The sequence below is a fragment of the Microcystis sp. M53598_WE2 genome (genome assembly GCF_030067735.1).
Taxonomy (GTDB): Bacteria; Cyanobacteriota; Cyanobacteriia; order Cyanobacteriales; family Microcystaceae; genus Microcystis; species Microcystis aeruginosa.
On sequence record NZ_JASJFE010001045.1, the window covers coordinates 1 to 3,081 of the forward strand.

Sequence of the window (3,081 nt, forward strand, 5' to 3'; positions counted from 1 at the left end):
ATACATGGCTATCATTTTAGCAAATGGAGAGAATTCTTGTCCATTAAGAAATGTTACAAATTACATGGGTACATTAAGAAAAGTTAAGGGGCGTATCCATTGATGAATAAGGGTTTTCGGCTATTATAGTATATATGTATGGGGTAAGTTCAGCTATAATGATTTAATTCGGCATAACACGGTTACTTGTAATTTTATAGGAAAAGTTTCTTGCGATCGCTATGAGAGTAATATACGGAAAGATTCTTTAAAAAGTGCGTATTTAGCGTGATATACGGAAAATTTCCGTACACTATATAGTTATGCTGCTTCGATTGTTGATGGTGGCATAGTTTGGATATTCAGCCATAGCATTTAGGAGAGAAAAAATGGCTAACCAAGTCATATGCTCGCACTGCAATAGCAAAAACATTCAACCAACTAACCAAAAAAATTATGTCGAGTGTAAAGATTGTGGAGGTATTACCGATACTCGTGATTGGGCAGCTAAATTTCTTGGCTCGGCAGTAGGAACTGGGATAGCTGTGTTGGCTGTCGGTTTACTTCCAGATGAAATTACGGATGGTATTGCTGAAGGTGTCACTGATTTCATGGACGACTTGATGGCATGACCATAGAGGCTGATTTAGTATGTATTAAGCTAAACGGCTTTTACTTCGGATCACCGATATAGACTCCAAAAGGGTTATAGCTGTTGGATCATGCAGGTTAAGCGCCGTTTAGCTTAGTTCTAGTCTTTGAGAGTTCCGAATGAAGAGAGTTAAAGCCATATTCGCACTCCTTATAGGTGTTGCGATCATAATATTTGCCCTAGTTGGTTCATTCCCAATTGCAACTAAAATTGGTGTCATTTGCATCTATGGTGTTAGTATGGCAATTATTTTCAGCTATCTATCTTCTGGCTGAGAGTCTATACTTTTGGTGGCAATCGATTTCGAGCAAAGAATAAACCCATTTCAGCCAAATGTGTGATAATGAAAGAAATTAGTTCAGTCTGGCATACCTTAATTCTTCATGCAATTTGAGTGGGACGAAGCGAAAAATATTGAAAATATTCGTAAACATGAGATTGATTTTGCTGATGTTCCCACGATGTTTGATGGAGAAATGCTGATTGAGCTAGATGATCGTTTCGACTATGGCGAAGATCGCTGGTTTGGGATCGGTTTTCTCGGTTCTGGAATAGCAGTAGTAGTCTGGACGGAACGTCAAAAAAATGTAACCCGAATCATTTCAGCGCGAAGAGCCAACCGTCATGAGCAGAAACGATTTGAACAGTACCTCTCGTACTAATTGGGCAGCTTTAGAGTCAAGGTCAGAAGAGAATATCGACTACTCAGATATTCCGCCGCTGACAGATGAATTTTTTGAACGAGCTACTTTACGTATTCCAGCAGATCAAGCACACAACCTAGTTCAGCTTGATCCAGATGTGAAACAGTGGTTTCAGGCTCAAGGAGAACAGTATAAAACCCTAATAAACAAGGTTTTGCGTCAATATATGGAAAGCAACCAAACTCAGCACCAAGCATAACCCTTCGTTGGAGCCGACCTTCAAAAGTGATCTTTATACCCTAAAATTTATCTGCGGCGGCTCAACTTAGCCGTTAGCCTGCTCTGCTTCTGGGTTGAGGCACTTATGCCCTCTTGCATTTTTAGTGCGATCGCCGATCTTGTAGGGTGCGTTAATGAAATGTAAAGGTGCGATTCGTTTCTAGGGGAATAAATAGCCTAGAGTGCTGATAAAACAGCATAACTGACAAAAAGGATGTAGGTGAAAGACCTACCCTGTAAGGGATACAGTGACTCCCAACCTGCCCCCAGTGACTAGACTCGGAAATCTAGAGGCTGAAGCGGGGAACAAGGACGCAATCAGAGCCAAAACAGATAGGCACAAGGAGCGTTAACGGGGAGACAATAAGGGAAAACCAGAAAAAGCATCCAATTTCAGAGCAACAATCGGAGCTAAAAATGTTGACTCAACCTTCTAAACTCGCAGAGCTTTCGTTACGGTATCTGCTATCCCTAGAGTTGAAGGTGGGTGAAGTGGTCAACCCTAAATTGTCAAAACAATCCCAAAGTCGGAACGAAGAAAAACGATGATTAGGTCAAGAGAAAAGTCGAAACTCAAGTAGGTTGGACGAGCAACGTAACCCCTAACATCGGGTAGGACGAAGCGTAATTGCTTCGAGGTAATCAGAACACAAGAAACCAAGTAGAGACCAGTTAGACTCATGATTAGTAATAGCTATAGAGAACTGTGGAAAAACATTCCGTGGAAGAAACTCCGTAGGAATCTATTCCGGCTACAATGTAGATTGTGGAAAGCCATGAGAGTAGGAGACAAGGCAAAAGCCAAAAATCTTCAAAAGCTAATCTTAAAATCTCGAAGTGCTAGATTACTGGCAATTCGTCAAGTAACTCAACTAAACGCTGGTAAGAAGACAGCAGGAATAGATGGGAAAGCATCACTTTCATTCCGAGAAAGGTGGGAATTAGAATCAGTCCTAGAAACCAAAGTCTGGAATTGGCAACATCAGGGACTGAGAAAAATTCCGATAGCCAAAAAGGATGGAACAACACGGATGCTCAAAATTCCTACCATTAAGGATAGAGCTTGGCAATGTCTTCTCAAATACACCCTAGAACCTGCCCAAGAAGCCACATTTCACGAAAGGAGCTACGGTTTTAGAACTGGACGTTCCGCTCACGATTGTCAAAAAATACTCTTCTTAAACTTAAGAAGTAGCAGCAACGGATTAAACAAAAGAATCCTAGAATTAGACATCGAGAAATGCTTCGATAGAATCAACCACAACACATTAAGGGAATTAATCATTGCTCCCCAAAGCATCAAAGCTGGATTGATGAGATGCTTAAAAGCAGGAGTTAACCCAGAATTTCCTGAACAAGGAACTCCCCAAGGAGGTGTCGTGAGTCCATTACTAGCAAACATCGCTCTCAACGGAATAGAGAATATTCGGTTCTTCGTTACTTGGTATGGTTCGATAGGGGGCATAAATCGACTAAATCCTTATCTGGCAAGAGACTTAATTGATTAGTTCGCTCTAGATCAAAAAT

Annotated in this window: 4 protein-coding genes; all 4 read left to right on the top strand. The window is 41.0% G+C overall.

Features of this window, described 5'->3' with window-relative positions; translation table 11 throughout:
- The first annotated feature begins 368 nt into the window (after positions 1-368).
- The 4 genes from PX636_RS21395 (at position 369) to PX636_RS21410 (ending at position 3,062) form a co-directional block, all read left to right on the top strand.
- A complete protein-coding gene (locus PX636_RS21395; protein WP_002797900.1) occupies positions 369-611 on the top strand; it encodes a hypothetical protein in 243 nt (80 codons plus the stop codon).
- Positions 612-1,014: 403 nt separating this feature from the next.
- On the top strand, positions 1,015-1,293 hold the full coding sequence (locus tag PX636_RS21400; RefSeq protein ID WP_002797901.1) for a BrnT family toxin: 279 nt from the start codon (positions 1,015-1,017) through the stop codon (positions 1,291-1,293).
- Positions 1,271-1,534 (top strand): BrnA antitoxin family protein, encoded by a 264-nt coding sequence (locus PX636_RS21405; RefSeq protein WP_223210680.1) that lies wholly within the window; start codon positions 1,271-1,273, stop codon positions 1,532-1,534. The genes PX636_RS21400 and PX636_RS21405 overlap by 23 nt, the downstream gene beginning before the upstream one ends.
- A 700-nt stretch (positions 1,535-2,234) precedes the next feature.
- Positions 2,235-3,062, top strand: a complete 828-nt coding sequence (locus PX636_RS21410; RefSeq protein ID WP_502882916.1) for a reverse transcriptase N-terminal domain-containing protein — start codon at positions 2,235-2,237, stop codon at positions 3,060-3,062.
- The last annotated feature ends 19 nt before the right edge of the window (positions 3,063-3,081 follow it).